3 protein-coding genes (1 of these 3 only partly in view) are annotated in these 23,915 nt (G+C 64.0%); all 3 read right to left on the minus strand.

Translation table 11 applies throughout. The features are described from left to right. Tightly spaced (each overlapping or abutting the next), the 3 genes in view from ASC85_RS15275 to ASC85_RS15285 form a layout consistent with a single transcriptional unit that may run on beyond the window. Positions 1-3,228 (minus strand): non-ribosomal peptide synthetase, encoded by a 3,228-nt coding sequence (locus ASC85_RS15275; protein ID WP_057450164.1) that lies wholly within the window; start codon positions 3,226-3,228, stop codon positions 1-3. Then, entirely contained in the window at positions 3,225-16,763 is a 13,539-nt protein-coding gene (locus tag ASC85_RS15280) for a non-ribosomal peptide synthetase (protein ID WP_057450165.1), read from the minus strand. Before ASC85_RS15280 ends, ASC85_RS15275 begins: the two co-directional genes overlap by 4 nt. Then, positions 16,763-23,915: the 3' portion of a non-ribosomal peptide synthetase gene (locus ASC85_RS15285; protein WP_057450167.1), read on the minus strand. The gene runs 5,489 nt beyond the window's last position; the window shows 7,153 of its 12,642 coding nt (coding positions 5,490-12,642); the start codon falls outside the window, past its right edge — the gene reads right to left on this strand; its stop codon occupies positions 16,763-16,765. The genes ASC85_RS15280 and ASC85_RS15285 overlap by 1 nt, the downstream gene beginning before the upstream one ends.

Consider the following 23,915-nt stretch of genomic DNA (forward strand, 5'->3'; position numbering starts at 1 on the left):
TCAAAAGATCGCAGCCTTGGCGGCTTGCAGCTGCCGAGCCTGTTCGGTCAGAAGCGCCTTTTCCTCGGGACTCATCGCCTCCATGCGCAGGCGCACCTGGGCCATTTTTTCCAGTTGCCCCGGACTGCTCTCCAGCGCTCGCAAGGCCAGTGCCAACGACGCCACGGTCGGATGATCGAAGACCAGCCCCGGATGAATTTCGCACTGCAACAACTTGCGGATACCGGCCACCAACTTGATCACCAGCAACGAATGCCCACCGGCGGCGAAGAAGTCGCGGTCGATGCCCAATCGCTCCAGCCCAAGCAATTGCGCCATGCGTGCGGCGAGCAATTGCTCCAGCGCATCGCGCGGCGCAGCGTCTTGGTCATCCGCCGCGACATCGGCCAACTGTGGCAACGCTTTGCGATCGATCTTGCCGTTGGCCAGTCGTGGGAACTGTTCGATCAGTTGCATGCGCTGGGGAACCATCACGCTGGGCAGGCGCGCGCTCAGTTCAGCGCGCGCGGCGTCCAGCAAGCCCGCCGACCGCCCCTGCTGCGCCACGACAAAGGCCAACAGCCCCTGCTCGGCCGACGCCGCCGGCAGCACCACTGCTTCGGCCACCTGTGGCAGGCGCAGAAGCTCGGCCTCGATCTCTGCCAGCTCGATACGGAACCCACGCACCTTGACCTGCTGATCACGCCGACCGTGCAACTGGATCGCCCCGTCCGGGCGATAACGCGCCAGGTCGCCGGTGCGATATAAACGCTGCGCCGGATCAAACGGACTCTGGATGAACGTCTGCTCATCGGCCTCGGCATTCAGGTAACCCCGGCACAACTGCGCACCGCCCAGGTACACCTCGCCCAGCACCCCCTCCGGCGCCAAATGCAGATCGGCATCCAGCACGTAGACCTGGTTGTTGCCCAGCACCTGGGTCAGCGCCGAACAATCGTCGGCAGCGCCGTCCAGCGACACCGGATGAATCATCACTCCGACCGTGGCTTCGGTCGGCCCGTAGTGGTTGAACACCCGGCAATCGCTGCGCAACCGCGAGATGCGCTCGACCAGCGTCGGCGCAATCGGCTCGCCACCCAGAATCAGCGTATGCGGCAGGGTCGCCTGCTCACTGTCGAGCAGCGCCGCAAGGTGCGACGGCACGATTTTCAGGCAGTCGATCCGTTGCTGTTGCAGGTACTGGGCAAACAACGCGCCGTCCTGCATTTGCTCGTCGCTGGCTACATGCAGGGTGGCGCCATTGAACAACGCGCCAAACAACGCCGTGTTGCCCAGGTCCGCCGCCACGGTGGAACTGAACCCGACGTTTTTGCACTGCGCCAGCCCCAGGGCCTGACTGGCCTGGGCGGTGTAGTTGAGCAATTGCCGATGCTCGATCACCACACCTTTTGGCACCCCGGTGGAACCGGACGTAAACAATACATAGGCGATGTCATTGCCTTGGGTGGCGAGCGTTGGCAATGCCGCCGGCGACTGACTCAACTGCGCCGCTGTCAGCGCGTTATACGGCTGGTCCTGCCAGGTTGGCAGATGCGCCGCATCGGTCAGCAACAGTACCGCGCCGGCCTGTTCCAGCATCAACGCCTGGCGCGCCTGGGGCCACTGCACGTCAAGTGGCAGATACGCCGCCCCGATGCGCCAGCTCGCCAGCATTGCAATCACCAGATCCGCCGAGCGCGGCAACGCCAGCGCGACAATCGAACCGCGGCCCACGCCTTGCTGCTTGAGCCCCAGCGCCACGCTGTCGACCTGGGCTTGCAACTGGCCATAGCTCAGTTGCGAAAGGGCGTCGCTCAGGGCGATGGCGTCCGGTGTAAGAATCGCCAGGTCGGCGATGCGCTGCGGCAGATAACGATTATCCGCCAAGGCCTGCATCGGCGGGTTGATCGCCAGCAAGCGCTGCGCTTGGGCGTGACCGAGCAGGCCAAGCTGCGCCAGTGCAGCGTGGGGAGCGGCAAGGATCGAGTCCAACAGCACACCGTACTGCTCCAGCACGACGTTGGCCGAGGCCGCTGAATAATGCGAGCTGGCGTAATACAGATCGACGGCGACAAGCCGCTGGGCACCGTTCAATTGAACCTGCAACAGCAACTCGAACGGTTCTGCCGGCACGCGCGCGGGCGCTGAGGCAACCCAGTTCAGACCGCCACTATTCCCGGCAGGGCTCGCCTGCCCTACCGTAAAGCCGTAGGCCGGGTACGCCGCATCCGGTGACAGTTCCGGCGCCCAGTATTCCTGCCAGGTGCGATGCGCTTCGAGACGCGCCGCCAGCTCGCCCAACCACTCACTGAACGACACGGTGGCAGGCAACGAAACGCAAAGCGGCAGGGTTTTCTCGAACACGCCCACGGCATTGGCGAAGTATTCATAGTCGTCGCGGCTGTCATGACGCACGCCGACCAAGGCCTGTTCAAGCCCGCTCAAACGTCCCAGCAACGCCCACCACGCGCCTTGCAGCAGCGTGGCCAGCGGCTGGCCAAGCTGCTCGGTGAGGCGTTGCAAAGCCTCACTTTGCGCCGGCGCCAGGGGCAGCGAGACGCGGGTGTCGGCGGCACCGGCCTCACCGCTGGCACGCCGCGCCGCCAACCATGGCGTGGCGATATCCACCTGCGCGCCTTGCAGGTGTTGCTGCCAGTAGGTTCGTGCGCTGGCGGCGTCTTCATCCAGCACCACTTCGCTGCGCCATTCCAGGTACTGGGCAAACTCGCCCGGCGCCTCGTCTTGCGCCACCTGGCCCCCGGCGTACGCTTGCTGTACGTGTTCAAGCAGCAGATTCAGGGACTGCGCATCGGCACTGGAACGGACGATGCCCAGCACCAGTCGCCATTGCCGTGGCGCCAAGCGATAAAGCACGGCCTGGACGCTTTCGGATTCGCCGATCACAAAAGCACGGCTCATCGATTCGCTGATCTGCGCCTGGACTTCCTCGGCCTGCTGCTCCCCCGCCCGTATCGTCAGAGGGAAACGCCCGGCACTGGCGGCGGCCTGACGCAAACCGTGGAAACCGGCGACCTTGGCCAACTGCGTCAGCAGCATCGGCTGCTGCGCCAGTAGCGTATCGAAGGCGGCCTGTAATCGCTGCGGATCGAGATCGCCGTCAATGAGCACGTCCAGCCAGCGCAACGCCTGGCCGCTGGTCGCCGTACTGGACAGTTGCTCAAGTGCCCGTTGTTGCTCGGGCGTCAGGGCGAAACCCGGGTTGTACGCATCCATCGTGTTCTCGTTCATGCTCCAGCTTCCTCGGTATTGAGTGCGCCCTGGGCGGTTTGCCCGGCGGCCGACGAACGCTCAAGACTGCTGCGCTCGTACATGTCGCCCATGGCGACCACGATCTTGCGTGGTCCCTCGAATGGATCGCGGGCGTGGGCCACCAGCATGTTGTCCAGCAGGATCACATCGCCTTTCTGCCAGTCGAAACGCACCGCACAGGCTTCGTACAACTCACCGATACGCGCCATCACCTCGTCTTCAATCGGTGTGCCGTCGCCGTAATACACGTGCCGGGGCATGCGCTCCAGACCGAACATCGACAACAAGTCCTGCCGTACGTCCGGGTCCAGCCAATAGATGTGATGCAATTGCACCTGATTGAAGAACGACTTCTCCCCGGTGATCGGGTGGGTGATGATCGCGGGCCCCGGTGTGCGGGTCTGCAATTCGTCGTTATCGAGCCAGCGCCATTGGATACCACCCGCCCGGCAACGGGCTTCCACTTCAAGGCGGTCTTCGGTCTTGAAGAAGTGCTGCCACGACACGTCGAGTTTGTCGGTGAAGGTGCGTACGTAGAGCAGGCCTTTGTCTTCGAACTTCTCGCGAAGATCGGCCGGCAACTTTTCAAACATCAAGCGGCAATCCACCACCGGGGTTGCCCCCCCTACGGGCGCGGCCTGCTCGCAATAGAACATCTGCTTGCGCGGCCAGCGGTCCTGGTGGGAGCTTTCGTTGTGGAACAGGATCATCTTGCGCTCGGGGTACGGCGTGGAACGGTAGGTGTTCTTGCCCCCTTCTTTCTTCGGCAGATCACCGTACTGACCATAGAGGCCTGGCTGTATCGCTTCGGCGAACGCTTCAAAACCCTGGATACCGTCCAGCTCGAAACCGCGGAACAGAATGCCCGCATGCTCGGCCAGCTTTTGCTCGATCAACGGCCGGTTCTGGTGGATCCACTCAATGACGTCCAGATGGGGCTCACCCGGCTCCAGCATCAAGGGGAATCGCTGGGGCGCAGCCACCAGTGATTCACGCACCCGCGCCGCACGAGGCGTGGCAAGCGGTGTCACGGAGCGCTTGAGAAACTTGCCCAGTTTGTCGGCCTTGGGCCCTGGGACGGTGGCAGGCGTGACGGCTGCCGCCACGTTGTCGACTGGCATGCTGATAGCTCCCAATTGAATGTCCTGATCAGCGACGATCTGTTCCAACAGGGCTGTCCAGGCCTGAATCAGGTGCTGAATGCGCTCATGTCCGAACAAGGTTGTGGCGAATTGCCAATTACCGCGCAATTGCCCTTCTTCTTCGTCAACGAACAACGCCATGTCGAATTTAGAATGGGTCTCCAGCGCCGGCAGGAACTCCATGTTCAATCCCGCCATGGACCGAGGGCGCACCGGCACGTTGTTCATCACGAACAACACCTGGAGCAATGGGTTCATGGCCTTGTGGCGAGGTACGCCCGAGGCGTCGACGATCTGGTCGAACGGCAAGTCCTGATGCTCCAACGCGCCAAGCAGGTTGTCCTGGGTGTGCGCCAGGAAGCTGGCGAACGTGGCATCGGCGTCCAAGCGCGAACGCAGCGGCAGCACGTTGACGAAGAAACCGATCAGCCGCTCAAGCTCCGGCTGTTCACGACCCGCCACGTCGGCGCCGACCACCAGGTCTTGCGCCCCGCTAACCCGATGCAATAGCACCTGGAAGGACGCCAGCAGCGTGCTGTACAGCGTGACCCCGACTTCGCTGGACAACCGGCGCAATGCCCCGCTCAACCCGCTGGAAAGCTGGAACTGCAGCGCATCGCCGTCATAGGACGCTGTCTGGCCCCGAGGGCTGTCCAGCGGCAGGTCCAGGCGTCCCTCGTAGCCGCTGAGGCGGTGTTTCCAGTACTCGGCCTGACGCGCCAGGACGCCCTGCTCTTCCAGCGCCTGCTGCCACAGCGCAAAGTCTTGGTACTGAACCTCCAGGGGTGCCAGCGGCATCGGTTTACCGGTGAGGGACGCTTCATAGACCTGCACCAGTTCGTCGATCAACAGCCCCATCGACCAGCCATCGAAGATGATGTGATGCATGGCGTATAACAACACATGTTCGCTCGGCCCCAGGCGCAGGATCCGCCCGCGCAGCAGCGGTGCCTGCTCCAGGTCGATAGGGGTGCGCGCGTTCTCCAGCGTCGCCCGAACCACCTGCTCCTGCTGGGCAGCCGGTGAGAGGTCGGACAGATCGATCAGCGGGAAATCCAGCTGCACCTCATCGGCAATCAGCGCCAGCGGATCGCCTTCTTCGTCCTGGACATACGCGGTGCGCAGCACGTCATGGCGGCGCACCACTTCAGCAAAGCTACCCATCAGGTGCGGTACCGACAACCCACCGCACAGGCGCAGCGCCACGGGCATGCCATACGCCGAAGTGCCGCCGGACAACTGTTCGGCGATCCACAAACGCCGCTGCACCAACGACAGCGGTGCCGAGCGCCGCGGCCCATGGGCCTTGAGCCGAACCTCACGGGAATCACCCGCGCGAACCTGTCCCTCCACCTTCCCGGCCATCAGGACCGCCAGCGCCTTGAGCTGCGGATGATTGAACAGGTCACGCAGACTCAACGGATAACCCGTCAACTGGCGCAAGCGTGAAACGGCCTGGGTCGCCAGCAACGAGTGGCCACCGCGCTCGAAGAAGTGATCGTTGCGGCCGACCTGCTCCAGCTCCAGTACCTCTTGCCAGACACCGGCAATCTGTTGCTCCAACGCCCCTTCGGGCGCCGCGAAGCCTTGCTGCGCCTGGCTGGCATCGAAGCGAGGCAGCGCCTTGCGCTCCAGTTTGCCGTTAGGGCTCACCGGCAGGCGTTCGAGCAGTACCCAGTGCTGCGGGACCATGTAGTCCGGCAGATGCTGGCTCAAATGGGTCTTCAATGCCTGCTCGAATTCATGGCCAACATTGCCATCGGCGCTCAATATCGCCGGGGATTGCGGCACCACATAACCCACCAGCACCGTGCCGTCCTGAGCGATCACCACGGTTTCGCGAACCTCGGCATGTTCGGCCAGGCGCGCCTCGATTTCACCCAGTTCGATGCGCAGCCCGCGGATTTTCACCTGATGGTCCATGCGCCCGGCGTATTCGATGACGCCGTCGGCACGGTAGCGCGCCAAGTCTCCGGTGCGGTACAGGCGTGCGCCGTTACCGAATGGGCTGGTAACGAAGCGCTCGGCCGTCAACGACGGGCGCGCATGGTAGCCGCGAGCCAGGCCTTCACCGCCCAGGTACAACTCGCCCGTCACCCCCACCGGCAACGGCGCCAGGTTGTGGTCGAGGATAAACGTACTCAGGTTGGCAATCGGTTGACCGATCGGCACCGCGTCGCGGCCCTCGTCCACGCAGGTCCAATGCGTCACGTCGATGGCCGCTTCGGTGGGACCGTACAGGTTGTACAGGCCGGCAGCCGGCAATTTGGCGAACACCTGCGATTGGGCGTCCACCGGCAAGGCTTCACCGCTGCAAATAATCCGCGTCAGGCTCTGGCAACCGCCGACCGCGGGGTCTTGCATGAAGACCTGCAACATCGAAGGGACGAAGTGCAAGGTGGTGATCTGCTGCGTGGTGATCAGCTCGATCAGTTGCTCCGGATCGCGGTGGGCACCCGGTGGCGCCATCACCAGGGTCGAGCCGGTCAGCAATGGCCAGAAGAACTCCCAGACCGATACGTCGAAACTGAATGGCGTTTTTTGCAGCACACGGTCACTGGCGTCCAGCCGATAGGCGTCCTGCATCCAGCACAACCGATTGACCAGGGCCGAATGCCGGTTACCCGCGCCCTTGGGCTTGCCGGTGGAACCGGAGGTGTAGATCACATAGGCCAGGTTTTCGCCATGCAGCTCGACCGCCGGATTGGCCTCGCTGCGGCCGGCCAGCCAGTCGCCCGGCTGATCCAGCACCAGGCTGCGCAGGCCTGTGGGCACCGGCAATTGTTCAAGCAAGTGACGCTGGGTCAGCAACAATCCAATACCGCTGTCTTCGACCATATAGGCCAGGCGATCCTCGGGGTACTCAGGGTCCAGCGGTACGTAGGCACCACCGGCCTTGAGGATCGCCAGCAGGCCGACCACCATTTCCACCGAACGGTCCACGGCGATACCCACCAACACATCCGGTCCGACGCCTTGCTCCATCAGTACATGGGCCAGTTGGTTGGCCTGGGCATTGAGGGTCGCATAGCTCAGCCGTTGCCCGGCAAATACCAGGGCACACGCATCAGGCGTTTTAGCCACCTGCGCTTCAATCAGTCGCTGCACGCTGCAATCGAGTGGGTACTGCGTCGCGGTGGTGTTCCAAGCCTGCTGGGCCCGTTGCTGTCCTGCATCGAGCGATGACAGCTGCCCCACCAACCGCTCACCGCCGAGCACCATCTGCTCCAGAAGATGACGCAGGCACTGGCCGATCCTGGCAATGTCTTCTGACGCGAAGCTGGCGTGGCTGTAGCTCAAGAGTAACGACAGCGTGTCCCCCAGGTTCACCGCCAGGGTCAGTGGATAGTTGGTTTGCTCGTGATTGGCCACGTCGCCGAAGCGCAGCGTGTCCGGGGCGCCCTGCTGCAACGCCTGGGACACCGGATAGTTCTCGAACACCAGCAACGTGTCGAACAGCGCCGCACCGCCCTGCCCGGCCCAGCGCTGGATGTCGAACAGCGGCGAGTGCTCGTGTTCGCGCAAGCTCAGGTTGCGTCCCTGGACCTCTTGCAACCATTGGCCGATGCTCTGCTCCGCCCGCGGGCTGCCAACCAGCGGCAAGGTGTTGATGAACAGACCGATCTGTTGCTCCACGCCGGGAATATGCGCGGGGCGTCCGGCCACCGTGGCGCCAAAGGCAACCACCGATTGCCCGGTGCAACGTTGCAGCAATAACTGCCAGGCCGCTTGCACCAGTGTGTTGACCGTCACTTTCTGCTCGCGGGCAAAGGCATGAAGCCGGGCCGTGGCCTGGGTATCGAGCACCTGCTCGTGTTCGCCGTGACCGTCGCTTGCCTCGCCGCGATGATCCCGGGCAAAGGCTCCGGCAAGGTGGGTCGGCTCGTCCAGTTCGGCCAGTTGCGCCGTCCAGAACTGCTCGCTGGCCTGTGGGTCCTGGACCGACAACCAGTCGATGTAGTCCCGGTAGCGTCCGGACGACCGGGCCGGTGCCTGACCGCTGTAGCGTTGCAGCACTTCACCGAGCAACTGCGAGTTGCTCCAGCCGTCCATCAAGATGTGATGGCTGGTGTAGATCAGGTGATAGCGGTCCCCTGCCACACGCACCACCACCAAGCGCAACAGCGGCGCCGCGTCCAGCTCGAAACCCTGCTGGCGCTGCGCCAACGCCAGGGCGTTCAGGTCCTGAGAGGGATTCGCTCTGGCGTCCCAGTCGTGGAACAGGAACGCAACCTCCATCTGTTTGTGTACGACCTGCAGCGCCCGCTTGAAATCACCCTCCCAGACGAAACTGCTGCGCAGCACTTCATGGGCGTCCATGGCCGCTTGCCAGGCCTGGCGAAAGCGCTCGACGTCCAGCCCTTGGACGTCAACCCGCAGCTGGTTGATGTAGTGACCGGCCTGTTGCTCATACAGCGAATGGAACAGCATGCCCTGCTGCATCGGCGATAACGGATAGATATCTTCGATTTGCCGCGGCTCCAGTGGCAATGCGTCCAGCTGGGTCTGGTTCAAGCCGGCCAGCGGGAAGTCCGACGGTGTGAAACCCTGATGCTGCGCCTGGCAACAATGGTCAATCAACGCCTGCAACTCCCGACCATAATCCAAGGCCAGCGCCTGGATCGTCGACTCATCGAACATCTGCGCGCTGAATGTCCAGTCAATGCTCAACTCGCCCGCGTAGACGCTGCCGTTGAGCGTCAGCCAATTGTCCAGCGGCGCCAAAGGGCTCTGTGGCGTGCCCGCCGGTTCGCTGGCCGGAATGAACAGCCCGTCGGCGTCATCGGTAAATCCGCTGTCGAACTGTCCCAGGTAATTGAAGGTAATCTGCGGCATGGGCAGCGCCGCCAGGGTGCGACGTGTCACCTCATCCCCCAGGTAACGCAGCACACCGAAGCCGAGCCCTTTATCGGGTATCGCGCGCAATTGCTCCTTGATCGCCTTGATCGAATCCTCAAGGGTCGCCGCCGGTGTCAGCCGCACTGGGAACAGGCTGGTGAACCAGCCAACGCTGCGGCTCAGGTCCAGATCCGGTTCCAGGCCATCGAACAGCGTCTCACGACCATGACCCTCCAGCTGAATCAAGGTCGAGGCATCGGCGGTCCAACGACCGATCACCCGGGCCAGCGCCGTCAACAGCAAATCGTTGACCTGGGTGCGGTAGGCCGTTGGCGCTTGCTGCAAGAGTCGTCGGGTCTGCTCCTTGTCCAGACGCGTCTGCACCTGCGCCTCATGACACCTGCGCAATTCACCCTCAGGCCGGTCACAGGACAAATCGTTGCGAGCGCCCTCAAGTTGCCCTTGCCAATAAGCCATCTGGGCCTGCAGCGCCGCGCTGCCGGCATGGGTTTTCAAGCGTTGCGCCCAGGCCTGGGTGGCACTGGTCTTGGCCGGCAGTTTCGGGGCCTGACCGGCTTGCAGTTGTTCATAAGCCTGTTGCAGGTCTTCCAGCAGAATGCGCCAGGACACACCGTCCACCACCAGGTGATGAATCACCAGCAACAGCCGTTGGCTGCCATCGGCCAGACTTGCCAATACCCCACGCAACAAGGCGCCGCTTTCCAGTTCCAGGCTGCGCTGGGCTTGTTCGGCCAAGCGCTCGAGCGCCGGGGCATCTGCCACCTCGGCGGTCCACAACAGCGGTGAGCGCTGCCAAACCGCTGCTTGCTCGGTGAGGGTTTGATGGCGGGCGGTCCAGGCATCGTTCTCCCGCACGAAAGCCAGGCGCAAGGTATCGTGATGGGTCACCACCGCCTGCAACGCCTGCTCCAGATGCCCGGCGTGGACCGGTCGCAGCCCCTTGAGCAGCACCGACTGATTCCAGTGATGCGGCTCGGCCATGTCCTGTTCGAAGAACAATTGCTGGAACGGCAGCAACACCGCATTCCCCGTCACCGGGCCCTGGTCAACGCCCGGACCACTGTCACCCAGGGTCGCCACGCTGGCGAGTCCCTGGATGGTCTGGTGGACGAACAGATCCTTGGGGCTGAAATGGATCCCGGCCTGACGTGCCCGGCTAACCACTTGGATGGAGATAATCGAATCGCCCCCCAGCTCGAAGAAGTTGTCACTGACACCCACTTGCTCGCGGCCGAGCACGCTTTGCCAGATACCGGCCAGCGTCTGTTCGATGGCTGTATTCGGCGCGATGTAAGCCTTGGGGCTGGCGCCGATATCCGCTTTGGGCAGCGCCTTGCGCTCCAGTTTGCCGTTGGGGCTGACGGGCATTTTTTCCAGCCAAACCCAATGCTGCGGCACCATGTAGTCGGGCAACGACTGACTCAGATGCGCCTTGAGGCGGCCTTGCAGCGCCTGGCGAACAGCGTCTTCGGCGCTCAGCAGTTCAGCGCCGGTGGGCACCAGGTAGGCCACCAGCAAAGTACCGTCCTGGGCGATGACGACGGTTTCGCGCACCTCATCGTGTTCGGCCAGGCGCGCTTCGATTTCCCCCAGCTCAATGCGCAAACCACGGATTTTCACCTGATGGTCCATGCGTCCGGCGTATTCGATCACGCCATCGGTGCGGTAACGCGCCAGGTCGCCGGTTCGGTACAACCGCTGACCGTGACCGAAGGGGCCGGTCACGAACCGCTCGGCTGTCAGCGCCGCGCGCCGATGGTAACCGCGGGCCAAGCCCTCGCCCGCCAGGTACAGCTCGCCAATCACCCCCACCGGCACCGGGGTCAACTCATCATCGAGAATGTAGGTGCCCAGGTTGGCAATCGGCTGGCCAATCGGCACGCTGTCGCGCCCCTCCTCGACACAGGTCCAGTGGGTCACGTCGATGGCGGCCTCGGTCGGGCCGTAGAGGTTGTAGAGGCTGGCGTTCGGCAGTTTGGCGAACACCTGCTGCTGGGCATCCACCGGCAGGGCTTCACCGCTGCAGACGATGCGCTTCAGGCTGGTACATTCGGCCACCCTTGGGTCTTGCACAAATGCCTGCAACATCGACGGCACGAAGTGCAGCGTGGTGATGCGCTGCGCGGTGATCAGCTCGATCAGTTGCCTCGGGTCGCGATGAACGCCCGGCGCGGCCACCACCAGGGTCGAGCCGGTCAGCAGCGGCCAGAAGAACTCCCACACCGACACGTCGAAACTGAACGGCGTTTTTTGCAGCACGCTGTCCGTGGCATCGAGCCCGTAGGCCTGTTGCATCCAGCACAGCCGGTTGACCAGGGCCGAATGACGATTGCCCGCGCCCTTGGGCTTGCCAGTGGAACCGGAGGTGTAGATCACATACGCGAGGTTTTCAGCGTGGACCTCGACGCCCGGATTGCTGTCGCGGCCTGCGTACAGCCCGTCGTCCGGCAGGTCCAGCACCAGGCTGCGCAGCCCGTCCGGGATCGGCAACTGCTCCAACAGATGCTGCTGGGTCAACAGCAAACCGATGCCGCTGTCTTTGAACATATAGGCCAGGCGATCCCGTGGATATTCAGGGTCCAGCGGCACATAGGCACCGCCGGCCTTGAGAATCGCCAACAGCCCCAGGACCATGTCCAGGGAACGTTCCACGGCGATACCCACCAGCACATCCGGACCGACACCCTGGTCGATCAACCGGTGCGCCAACCGGTTGGCCCGGGCGTTAAGCTCGGCGTAGGTCAGGCGTTGCGTGCCGAAAGCCAGCGCAGGAGCGTCCGGGGTCCGCCGTACCTGATCTTCGATCAACCCGTGCACGCTGCGATCCAGCGGGTAGGAAACCGCCGTCGCATTCCAGTCGACGAGCATGTGCCGACGCTCGTCAGCGTCCAGTAACGCCCACTGCGCAACAGGCCGTTGCAGGTCCTGAACCAAGCCGTGCAGCAGGTTGAGCCAGTGCTGGCCCATGCGCTCGACGGTGGCTGGCTCGAACAAGTCCGTGGCGTAGATCAGCGCGGCGTGCAGGCCCTGCGGGCTGTCGGTGGTCTCCAGGCTCAGGTCGAACTGCGCGGTGCGCTGCTCCCAGCCAAGGGGATCGACCGTCAGACCCGGCAAGGCGTTTTCAAAGGTCGAGGCGGTTTCGTTGCGATGGTTGAACATGGCCTGGAACAGCGGGCTGTGACTCAGGTTGCGTTGCGGCTGCAAGGCATCGACCAATTGCTCGAACGGCAGGTCCTGGTGCATCTGTGCCGCCATGGCCGTCTGCTTGAGCTGTTGCAGCAAAGCGGCGCCGGTCAAGTCGCCGTGGAATTCGGCCCGCAGCACCTGGGTATTGACGAAGAACCCGATCAACCGCTCGGTTTCCAGGCGCTGGCGGTTGGCAATCGGCACCCCGACCCGGATGTCGGCCTGACCACTGTAACGGTGCAGCAGCGCTTGGAAAGATCCAAGCAGCAACACAAACAGCGTGACGTTTTCCCGTCGAGCCAGTGCCTTGAGGGCATCGCTCAGCGAGCGATCCAGCGCAATCGGCAAACGTGCGCCACGCATGCTCTGCTGCGCCGGGCGCGGATGATCGGTGGGTAGCTCCAGCAGCGGCTGCTCGCCGCCCAGTTGCTCGGTCCAGTAGCCCAGTTGGCGATCCCGTTCTCCGGCCGCCATCCATTGGCGCTGCCAGACGGCGTAGTCGGCGTATTGCACTGCCAACGGCGGCAGGTGCGCGGGTTGGCCTTGAGCGAATGCCGAGTACAGGCTCATCAGGTCGTCGACCATCACCTGCAACGACCAGGCGTCGGACACGATGTGATGCAGGGTCAGCACCAGAATGTGCTCCTGCTCGGCCAATTCCAGCAACACCACGCGCAACAGCGGATCGTTCAAGAGATCGAAAGGAGCTTGCATCTGCTGTTCGATGAATGCCTGGACCCTGGCCTCATCCTCGCCGGCCAGGCGTCGTTCGACGAAGTCGACCTGCCCTTGCGCACGGATCACCTGGCGGGTGCCCTCATCGCTCTCCACGAACAGGGTGCGCAAGCTTTCGTGACGCGCCACCAATGCTTCAAAACTGCGGCGCAGGGCGACTGTGTCCAGCGCCCCGTGCAGCCGCAGCGCGGTGGGAATGTTGTAGGCGGCGCTGTCAGGGTCCATTTTCCACAGGAACCACTGGCGCTCCTGGGCAAACGACAGCGGCAGCGGCTGGTCGCGGGACACCGGCACCATCGCCAACGGTTGTTCACCCTGGCCCAGTTCGAAGGCACTGACAAAATCGCGCAACGTGCTGTGCTCGAACAGGCTGCGCAGAGGCACCTCGATCCCCAGCGTGCGACGGATGCGCGAGACCACCTGGGTGACCAACAGCGAATGCCCGCCCAACTCGAAAAAGTTGTCTTCCAGGCCTACCCGCTCGAGCTTGAGCACCTCCTGCCAAATCGCCGCCACCTGTTGCTCAGGTTCACTGCGCGGTGCCACGTATTCCTGTTGCAAATCGCCGGCGTCGGGGGCCGGCAGCGCCTTGCGATCGACCTTGCCATTGGGCGTCAACGGCAGTTGCGCCAGGAACACCAGGTGCGCCGGGACCATGTACTCGGGCAATTGCGCCTTGAGCGCGGCTTTGAGCGAAGCGCGTAACGAAGACTCGTCCGCGACTTCACCGTTCGCGGGCACTGCATAACCCACCAGTTGCGCACCGGTCGGGCCTTCGTGGGCCACCACCACGGTTTCCCGCACGCTGTCCTGGGCCAGCAACGCGGCTTCGATCTCCCCGAGTTCGATACGCAGGCCACGAATTTTTACCTGATGGTCGATGCGACCAAGGAACTCGACGACACCTTCGGCGCGATAACGGGTCAGGTCGCCGGTGCGGTACAGCCGCTCGCCGGTGGCGGAGAACGGATCTGGCACAAAGCGTTCAGCGGTCAGGGCCGGGCGTTGGAAGTAACCACGCGCCAGGCCGTCGCCACCGATCAGCAGTTCACCCGGCGCGCCGGGAGGGTTGAGCGTCAGGTCGCTGCCGACGACGTACAGCGCGGTGTTGTCCAAAGGCTTGCCCAAATAGGGACGGCTGCTTTCGAGGCTCAATGGATGCAACGCCGACCAGATCGTGGTTTCGGTCGGACCGTAAAGGTTCCAGACCTTTGGCGAAAGCGCCAGCAGCCGTTGCGCCAACTCCAGGGGCAACGCCTCGCCACCGCACAGGAATGTGCGGCCCGCCAGCACCGAAGCCTGCTCATGATCGAGCAGCATGCGCCAGCTCGACGGCGTGGCTTGCAGCACGCTGACATCGTGTTGTTCGATCAGCGCCAGCACCGCTTGCGGGTCCTGATGCACGTTCTGGCCGGTCAGCACGATGCTGGCTCCAGCCGACAACGGCCCGTAGATCTCCAGGCCAAAAATATCGAAGGAAAACGTCGTCAGCGACAGCATGCGATCACTGGCCGTGAGGCCCGGTTGGGCGATCATGCTGGTGACGAAATTGCTCAGCGCACCATGGCGCACCATCACGCCCTTGGGCTTGCCGGTGGAACCTGAGGTGTAGATCACGTAGGCCAGGTGTTCGCCAGTCAGCGATACGGCCGGGCAGGTTTGCGGGGCTGCTTGCAGTGCAGCGTCCGGCTGGTCCAGCAGCAGGGTTCGCAGGGTCGCCGGGATCGGCAAGCGTGCCTGCAAACGGGCCTGGGTCAGCAGCAGTTCGATGCCGCTGTCCTGAATCATGTAGGCCAGGCGATCCTCGGGGTACGCCGGGTCCAGCGGCACATAGGCGCCGCCGGCCTTGAGAATCCCCAGCAGGCCGACAATCATCTCGACGCTGCGCTCCACGGCGATGCCCACGCGCTGGTCCGGCGTCACACCCAAGGCCAGCAAACGATGGGCGAGCTGGTTGGCGCGCGCGTCGAGTTGCCCGTAGGTCAGGGTCTGTCCATCGATGGTCAGCGCCAATGCATCGGGTTGACTACGGGCCCGCTCGGCGATGCGCTGGTGCACGCACGCCGCGGGGCCATGATCGACCACGCGGCGCCAGTCGTGCTGTGCCAGACGCTGCTGGTCGGTGTCGAGCAACGGCAACTCGCCGATACGTTGCTGCGGCGCATCGACGATGCCTTGCAGCAGGTGCTGCCAGTGCTGGGCCAGGCGTTCGATGGTCTGCGCCTCGAACAGGTCGGTGGCATAGGTCAGTTCCGCGGCGACGCCCTGCTCGGTTTCATAAGTGCCCAGGGTCAAATCGAACTGGGCCGTGCGCCCTTCCCACACCAGGTCCTCGATGCCCAGCTGCGGCAAGTGCATCTGCCGGGCCTGGGCATCACCCGAGGTCTGATGGTTGAACATGACCTGGAAGATCGGGCTGTGGCTCAGGCTGCGCTCCGGTTGCAGGGCTTGGATCAACTGCTCGAACGGCAAGTCCTGATGCGCCTGGGCCGCCATCGCCGATTGCTTGACCTGATCGAGCAAATGCGCGAACGGCAACTGTCCATCGACATGGGCATTGAGCACCTGGGTGTTGACGAAAAAGCCGATCAGGCCCTCGGTCTCGACCCGATTGCGGTTGGCCACCGGCACCCCGACGCGGATCTGCGGTTGGCCGCTGTAGCGGTGCAACAAGGCTTGGAACGAGGCCAGCAACACCATGAACAGGCTGGCCCCTTGACGCTGGGCCAGCTGCTTGAGCGCTGCCCCCAGTTGCGGCGGCAGGTTCAGGTCCAACCGCGCACCGCGAAAGCTTTGCACGGGCGGGCGCGGATGGTCGAACGGCAACTCCAGCACCGGCTGTTCGCCGCCCAGGGTCTGGACCCAATAGGCCAACTGGCGCTCGCGCTCACCGGCCTCGAGCCAGTGACGCTGCCAGATCGCATAGTCGGCGTATTGCACGGTCAATTCCGGCAACACCAGCGACTCGCCGGCCGTATCGGCGGCGTAGTGGCGGACCAGCTCATCCACCAGCACCTGCATCGACCAGCCATCGGCAACGATGTGGTGCTGGATCAGCACCAGCACATGATCGTCCTCGGCGATTTTCAACAGCGAAACCCGCAACAACGGCCCTTGACGCAAATCGAACGGGCGGGCGATTTCGCGCTCGACGAAAGCCTTGATGCTGTCGTCCTGGCTGGCCGGTGAACCGGCGGGCAACGCCTGTACCGCAACACACAAGGGCATCTGCGGGTGGATGACCTGCACAGCTTGCTCACCGCGCTCGATGAAGGTGGTGCGCAAGCTTTCGTGGCGCTCGACCAGTGCGTTGAAACTGCGCTCCAGGGCCGGCACGTCCAGTGGCCCTTTGAGGCGCAGGGCATTGGGAATGTGATAAGCCGAGCTGTGAGGGTCCATCTGCCACAGGAACCACTGACGTTCCTGGGCGTAGGACAGCGCAATGTTTTCGAACCCGGAACGGACCTCGGGAATCGGCAGGTTGGCCGGCGAGACGCCCTCTTCGAGCATCTTCTCCAAGTACAGCTTACGTTTGTCCAGCGGCAGAGTGATAAAGCGCTTGGCGATCCTCAAAGCAACACTCTTGTCCATCAGACTTCCTCCATTTCATCAAGCAGGGCTTCCAGCTTGTTCAGTTTCTGTTCATTGATTGGCCCATCCCCGGTGTCGAGTTGCGCGACAAAATCCCCCAGGACGGGGTGCTGGAAAATCAGTTGCGGGGTCAGCGTCAGCCCCAGTTCGAGTGCCATGCGCGAGACGGCATTGACCGCCAGCAGCGAATGGCCGCCCAGCTCGAAGAAGTGATCGTTCAAGCCCACGCGATTCAACGTGAGCACTTCGGCCCAGATCGCCGCGACCTGCTGTTCCAGCTCACTGACCGGCGCGACATAACCCGCTTGCAAAAGGCCGGTCTCCACGTCCGGTAGCGCCTTGCGGTCGAGCTTGCCGTTGGGGGTCAGGGGCAGTTGATCGAGGAACAACAGGTGCGCCGGGATCATGTAGTCGGGCAAGTGTTCCCTGAGCCCGGCCTTGAGTTGCTCGCGCAATGCACGTTGGGCTTCGCTGGCATCCAGGCTCAGCACTGGACCGACCACGTAGGCCACCAGTTGCTGGCCGCCCGGTGCGTCCTGGGCCAGGACCGCCACGTCACGCACCAGGGGTTGTTGCAGCAGCCGCGCTTCGATTTCCCCCAGTTCGATACGGAAGCCACGGATCTTCACTTGATGGTCGATGCGCCCCTGATATTCGAGCACGCCATCGACGCGGTAACGGCTCAGGTCGCCCGTGCGGTACAGGCGTTCGCCGGTGGTGGAAAACGGGTTGGGCACGTACTTCTCGGCAGTCATCGCGGCGCGGCCGAGGTAGCCACGGGTGATGCCCGCGCCGCTCAGGTACAGCTCTGCCGAAACGCCTTGGGGCACCGGCTGCAGGTCGGCATCGAGCAGGTAGCTGGCGGTGTGCTTGAGGGGCCGGCCGATGTTCGCCGTGCCGCCGGCGGTGCGGCGGGTCCAGGTGGAATAGGTGGTGTCCTCGGATGGGCCGTATAGATCGTAGACATGCTCGACGCCACCGCCCACCTGTGGGAGCGAGCCTGTGGGAGCAAAGCTTGCTCGCGATGGCGGTGGGTCAGTCTCACATGGGCCAGCCGATAGGACGCTATCGCGAGCAAGCTTTGCTCCCACAGGCACTGACTCCACAGGCTCTGCTGCCACAGGCTCTGCTGCCACAGCCTCTGCTGCCACAAGCTCAATCACACAGGGGGCATTCTGATAGAGCGCATCCACCAGGCTTTGCTTCAGCGGCTCACCAGCCAGGTTGATGATGCGCACACTGGCCGGGATCTCATCGCTGCGCTGCAACGCGGCGATGGCCGAGGGCACGGTGTTGATCAGGCGTACCTGATCGCGGGCCGGCAGTTGCGGCAATTCCAGGGCGTTGCGGGCAATGATCAGCGAGCCGCCGTTGGCCAGGGTCACGAACAGCTCCCACACCGACAGATCGAAACACACCGACGTCGAGGCCAATACCCCCTGGATGTCGTCGCGGCTGTAGACCGACTTGGACCAGTCGATCAGCGCCAGCACGTTGCGATGGGCAATCGCCACGCCCTTGGGCTTGCCGGTGGAACCGGAGGTGTAGATGACGTAGGCGAGGTTGTCCGGCGTGACTTGGGTCTGCGGCGCGCTCAATGGGTACTGCCCCAGTTCGATACGATCCAGCATCAGCACGACGGTTTCAGCCGGCACGCTCAGCGTCGCCGCCACAGCCTCTTCGGTCAGCAACACCCGCGCACGGCTGTCGTCGAGCATGTAGGCCACGCGTTCGGCCGGATAATCCGGGTCCAGCGGCACGTAGGCGCCACCGGCCTTGAGCACCGCCAGCAAGGCGATCAGCAGGTGCTCGGAACGCGGCATTGCCACACCCACTCGCACTTCCGGACCCACCCCCAACTCGATGAGTTTATGGGCCAGGCGATTGGCGCGGCCGTCCAGTTCGCTGTAGCTCAGGCGCGTGTTGGCAAAGGTCACCGCCAGGGCATCTGGCGTGGCCTCAACCTGACGAGCAATCATCTGGTGAATGCACCGCGCTTGCTCGAACGGGGCGTCGACCGGGTTCCAATCATGGGTCAGGCGCTGATGCTCATCGAACTCCAGCATCGACAGTTCACCCAGACAGCGCTCGCCATGGGCGGTCATCTGGCCCAGCAGTTGCGTCAGATGCGCCGCCAGGCGCGCCACGGTGGCGGGCGCAAAACTGGCCCGTTGGTAGCTCATGTGCACCGACAGCTGCCGATCAAGGCCCACCAACAGCGTCAATGGGTAGTTGGTCTGCTCCTGAGTGGCCACCGCGCCGAAGCGCAGACCATCCGGGGCGCCCTGCTCCAGGGCCTGGGCAATCGGGTAGTTCTCGAACACCAACAGGCTGTCGAACAGTGTTTCACCGCCCTGCCCGGCCCAGCGCTGGATGTCCAGCAACGCGGTGTGCTCGAACTCGCGCAGCGCCAGGTTTTGCGTCTGCACCGCTTGCAACCAGCTGTCCAGGGACTGCTCGGCCCGTGGGCTGGCGATCACCGGCAAGGTGTTGATGAACAGGCCGATCTGCTGCTCGATACCCGGCAAATCCGCCGGGCGACCGGCCACCGTCGCGCCGAAGGCCACGGTGTCTTTACCGGTGTAACGCTGCAACAGCAGCAGCCACGCGGCCTGCACCAGCGTGTTGACGGTAACTTTCGAGGTGCGGGCGAAGGCTTCCAGGCGTCGGGTCAGCGCTTCGTCCACCACCTGTACATGATCGCCATAACCGGACTGGGCCTGCGCTGGCTTGGCCATGACGTCGGCCAGGCGCGTCGGAGTCCCCAGGCGTTGCAGCGCAGGGGTCCAGAACGCTTCGCTGATGGCCGCGTCCTGGCGTTGCAGCCAGGCGATGTAATCGCGATAACGACCCGCCGGACGGGCCACGCTGTCGCCGCGGTAATGCTGCAACACTTCGCCGAGTAACTGCGCGCTGCTCCAGCCGTCCATCAGGATGTGATGGTTGGTGTAGATCAGGTGATGCCGATCCGTGCCGGTGCGCACCAGCACCAGGCGCATCAGCGGCGCCTGGGTCAGGTCCACGCCTTGGGCCCGTTCTTCATCGGCCAGGGTTTGCAAGGCGTCGTCGTTGTCCGCCCGCCCGTTCCAGTCCAGCACCCGGAACGGCACCTCGACCTGACGCTGGACGATTTGCACCGGCTGCTCCAGGTCGCCCTGCCAGAAGAAGCCGCTGCGCAGGATGTCATGGGCATCGACCACCGCCTGCCAGGCGGCGCGGAAGCGTTGCGGATCGACGCCCTCGACATCGATGCGCATCTGGTTGATGTAGTCGCCAATGCCTTGCCCGAGCAAGGAGTGAAACAGCATGCCCTGTTGCATCGGCGACAGCGGGTAGATGTCGTCAATGGCCTGTGGTGCCTGGACCAGGGTGTCCAGTTGCACCTGGGTCAGCCGCGCCAGCGGGAAGTCCGACGGCGTCACGCCACGGCTGTGGCTGTGGCTGTCGCAGCAATGGACGATGAGCGCAGTGAGCTCTTGCACGTAGTCATCGGCCAGGCGCTGGATGGTCGCGGTATTGAACAGGTCGCCGCTGAAGGTCCAGCTCAAGTCCAGCTCGCCGCCGAACACTTGGCCGTCAAGGGCCAGCGGGCTGCCCAGCGGACCTTGCAGGTTCACTTCCTCGCCACCGCGCTCTGTGGTCGGCACGAACAAGGCATCGGCGGCCGCATCGAAACTGCCGTCGAACTGACCAAGGTAATTGAAGGTCAGTTGCGGTTTCGCCAAGGCCTGCAGGGTTTCACGCGCAAGGTCATCGCCCAGGTGCGCCAGGGCCCCGAAGCCAATGCCCTTGTTGGGGATGGCGCGCAGTTGTTCCTTGATCTGCTTCAGCGAAGCACCGAGGTCGGCAGCGGGCGTCAATCGGGCCGGGAACAGGCTGGTGAACCAGCCTACGGTACGGCTCAGTTCGACGTGGGCGAACAGATCTTCACGGCCGTGGCCTTCGAGCTGCACCCACACACTGTCATCGCCGGTCCAGCGCACCATCACCCGCGCCAGCGCCGTCAGCAGCAGGTCGTTGACCTGGGTGCGATAGGCCGCCGGGGCTTGCTGCAGCAATTGCCGGGTGAGGTTTTTGTCCAGTGCCGTGCGAATCGTCACGGCTTGGCCCTGTTGCTGCCCGCCCTGGGGGTTGTCCCACGGCAAGCCCGCCGGGGCGCCGTGCAACTGCTGCTGCCAAAAGCCCAGTTCGGCCTGCAAGGGTGCGCTGGCGGCATAGTCCTGCAACGCAGCGGTCCAGGCGTTGACCGCGCTGGTCTTGGCCGGTAGTTGCACCGTCGCGCCGGCGAGGGCCTGGCGATAAGCGCTTTGCAGGTCTTCGAACAGAATCCGCCAGGACACACCGTCCACCACCAGGTGGTGGACAATCAGCAACAGCCGCTGCGTGCCATCGGCGAGGTTCGCCAGCAGCGCGCGGATCAGCGGCCCGCCCGCCAGTCGCAGGCTGCGCTGGGCCTGGTTGCCCAGCACTTGCAGTGCGCCGAGATCGGCGACGTCGGCTTGCCAGAGCAGCGTGTCGGCGGTCTGCGCGTCGACGTCACGGTAACGCGCGGTCCAGCGTTCGCCCTGCTCGATGAAGTCCAGGCGCAAGCTGTCGTGGTGCACGACCAGCGCGCCCAAGGCCTGTTCCAGCGCCTGCGCATCCAGCGCCTGGGTCGGCTTGAGCATCACCGACTGGTTCCAGTGATGGCGGTCGGGGATCGGCTGGGTAAAGAACCATTGATGAATCGGCAGCAGTGCGGTCTCACCGGTCGCGGGTTGCTGGTCGATCAATTGCAGCGGCGTGCCCGTCTGTACCACGGCGGCCAGGGCCTCGATGGTCTGGTGCTGGAACAGGTCCTTCGGCGTGAAGTGCATACCGACCAACCGAGCACGACTGACCACCTGGATCGAGACGATGGAGTCGCCGCCCAATTCAAAGAAGTTGTCCCGCAGGCCGACTTGCCCAAGCTTGAGCACGTCCTGCCAGATCGACACCAGTTGCTGTTCCAGCGCACTGCGTGGTGCCACGTAGGTCTGCTGCAATTGACTGACGTCGGGCTTGGGCAGGTTCTTGCGGTCGAGCTTGCCGTTGGGGGTCAGCGGCAGGCGTTCGAGCACTAGCAGGTAGGCCGGGACCATGTGCGCCGGCAAGGTCGCCTTGAGCTGGTCACGCAAGTGCTCGGCGAAATCCTCCCGCACCGCTTCATCGGCCACCACATAGGCCACCAGGCGCTTGCCGCTGCCAGCAGCACCTTCCTGCGCCACCACCACCGCTTCGCGCACGCCTTCAAGGGCTTGCAGGCTGGCTTCGACTTCGCCCAGTTCGACGCGGAAACCGCGGATTTTCACTTGGTTGTCGATACGGTCCAGGTAATCAAAAGTGCCATCGGCGCGTTGGCGCACCAGGTCGCCGGTGCGGTAGAGCAAGCCTCCGCTGCGACTGAACGGGTCGGCGACAAATCGCTCGGCGGTCAGGCCCGGACGGTTCAGGTAACCCCGCGCCAGGCCGCTGCCGCCCAGGTACAGCTCGCCGGCCATGCCCTGGGGCAGCAGGTTCAAGTCAGCGTCGAGCACGTAGGCGCTGCGGTCGCCGATGCGGCTGCCGATGGGTGCATAGGCGGCGCCGCACGCTACATCGCGGCCGGCCTTCCAGATCAGCGGGGTGACCACGGTTTCGGTCGGGCCGTAGCCGTTGATGATGAAGTCCGGATCGAGGGCGCGCTTGACCCGTTCGAAGCTGGCGTTGGGCACCGCATCGCCGCCGAAGCAGTAGATGCGCACCTTCGGCGGGTTGCCCTCGCGCTCGGCGTGCTCGGCCAGTTGTTGCAGGTACACCGGCGGGAACGCCACCACCGTCACGCCGTGCTCGCGCATCGCGTTGTAGGTCTGTTCCGGGGTCCACAGGCTGTCGTCGCGAATCAGCAGCGAAGCACCGTGGGTCAGGCTGGTGAGCCAGCGCTCATGGGCACCGTCGAAGGCGAACGACATGAAATGGAATTCGCAATCGCTGTCGCGCATTTCATAGCGCTCACCGATGGCCTGGCAGTGCATCGCCAGCGGACCGTGGGCCACGCTCACGCCTTTCGGGTTACCAGTGGAACCGGAGGTGTAGATCACATAAGCGAGGTTCTGCGGATCAACCGTGACCGAAGGTGCATCGGCCGATTGCAGGCTCAGGTCCAGGCGATCAAGTTCCAGCACCTGGGCGGCGCCCTCCAGCGGCAGTTGCGCCGACACCCGGGAGTCGGTGAGCAACAGCGCCAGCCCGGAATCCTCGATCAGGTACGCCAGGCGTTCCCGTGGGTAACTGGTGTCCAGCGGCACATAGGCGGCGCCGGCCTTGAGCACCGCCAGCAGTGCGACGATCACCCCTTCGCTGCGCGGCAGGGCTACGCCAATGCGGGTTTCCGGGCCCAGGCCACGGGCAATCAGGGCGTGCGCCAACTGGTTGGCCCGCCGGTCGATCTCGCCATAGCTGAAGCGCTGGCCGTCGAAGATCACCGCCGTGCTCTGCGGTTTCAGCGCCGCCAGATGGGCGATGCGCTGATGCACGGCAATGTCGGTCGGGTATGGCTGCGGGTGGTTGGCAGCCTGTTGCGCCCTGTGCTCCTCTTCACTGGCCAGGGCAATCTCGCCGAGGCGACGCTCGGCGGATTCGGCAAACCGCTCCAGCAGAAGCAGCAGTTGCCCACTCAAGCGCTCAATGGTTGCAGTGCTGAAATGCGCCTGGTCGAAACTCATGTGCAGCGCCAGCGTCTCGCCCAAGGTCACGCCCAGGGTCAGCGGGTAGTGGGTCTGATCCTGGTTGGCGACTTCGCCGAACACCACGCCTTGGGCGGTGCCGTGTTGCAACGCTGCGGAAATCGGGAAGTTCTCGAACACCAGCAGGCTGTCGAACAGCGCTCCCCCGCCCTGCCCGGCCCAGCGCTGGATGCTCGCCAGCGGCGTGTGCTCGAACTCGCGCAGGCTCAGGTTCTGCGCCTGTACGGCGGCCAGCCAGGCCGCGACGGTCTGATCCGGACGCGAGCCGGCGATCACCGGCAAGGTGTTGATGAACAGGCCGACCTGTTGTTCGATGCCAACCAGCTCTGCCGGCCGCCCGGCCACGGTGGTGCCAAATGCCACGCAGTCGCTGCCGGTGTAGCGCTGCAACAGCAGCAGCCAAGCCGCT

Origin of the sequence: Pseudomonas sp. Root401 (assembly GCF_001425105.1) — a bacterium.
In the GTDB taxonomy this organism is placed as follows: Bacteria; Pseudomonadota; Gammaproteobacteria; order Pseudomonadales; family Pseudomonadaceae; genus Aquipseudomonas; species Aquipseudomonas brassicacearum.